General features: G+C 79.2%; 1 protein-coding gene. It reads right to left on the bottom strand.

The genetic code is table 11. The features are described 5' to 3' along the window. Positions 1-343: 343 nt before the first annotated feature. The coding region (locus GPJ59_RS36505; protein ID WP_258025454.1) for a DUF5682 family protein at positions 344-994 on the bottom strand (651 nt) is incomplete at its 5' end.

Here is a 994-nt window from a genome sequence, read left to right as displayed (position 1 = left end):
AGCGTGGTGTGCGTGCACCCCGTGCGCAGCCCGTAGGCCTCGCCCCAGGCCCATCGGCGAGCCGCGGTGTGCCGGGTGCGGCCGGGGCCCGCGGCCTGCCGCGGACGTACCCGGTGCTCCCGGGCGGCGCGATGCCGCATGTGGCCCGTGGCCGCACCGCGTGCACGGGCGAACCCGGCGCACCCCGCCCCGCGTGCCGCCACCGACCGGGACCTGGCCAGCCTTGTGACCCGGTGACCCAGTGACCCGGTGACCCGGTGACCCGGTGAGCCGGTGAGCCGGTGACCCGGTGACCCGGTGAGCCGGTGACCCGGTGAGCCGGTGAGCCGGTGAGCCGGTGGTGTCAGGCTGCTGCGCCGGCCGTCAGGAGCAGGTGGACCAGTGGGACCACTGCGTCCGCGCGGGCCGGGTCCAGGTCCGGGGCGAAGCCGTCCGTCGCCGCGCCCGTGCCTGCGGCGACGGCATGCGAGCCGCCGGGGCCGCGTCGGACCAGCTCGCCCACGGTGCGCCGCACCCCCGGCTCGTACGCCGCGAACGTGCGCCGCAGCAGCGGCAGTACGTCGGTGAAGGCGCGGGCCGGTACCCCGGTCAGCCAGGCGTCGATCAGGCCGAGCAGCCGCTCGTCGTGGACCAGCAGGGTGCCGCCGCCGGCGCCGCCGCCGAGGAAGCCCTCGATCCACCCGGCCGCGTCGGCGGGCGCGGCCGCCGGCGAGAGGGCCAGGCCCATCAGCCGGGCGGTCTCCCCGTCCGCCAGCCGCCCGTCGTCCATCAGCAGCCGGACGGCTCGTCCGCGTATGAGCCCGGGCACGATGTCCCGCCCGGCCAACGTGCGCAACACCCCCGCCCACCGCCCCCGCAACCCGGCCCCCGCTCCGGTGCCCGCTCCGGTGCCCTCGGCGGCCCCGGCCTCTGCGGGGCGCGCTGCCGGTGCCACGGTGTCGGCGCCGGCCCGGCCGCCCGGGACGTCCCCGGCGCCGGTGGGTGCCGTACGACC

Origin of the sequence: Streptomyces bambusae, from assembly GCF_019400985.1 — a bacterium.
Classification (GTDB): Bacteria; Actinomycetota; Actinomycetes; order Streptomycetales; family Streptomycetaceae; genus Streptomyces; species Streptomyces bambusae_A.
Note: the sequence above shows the minus strand (reverse complement) of the source record. Positions and strands in the feature narration are given on the sequence as shown.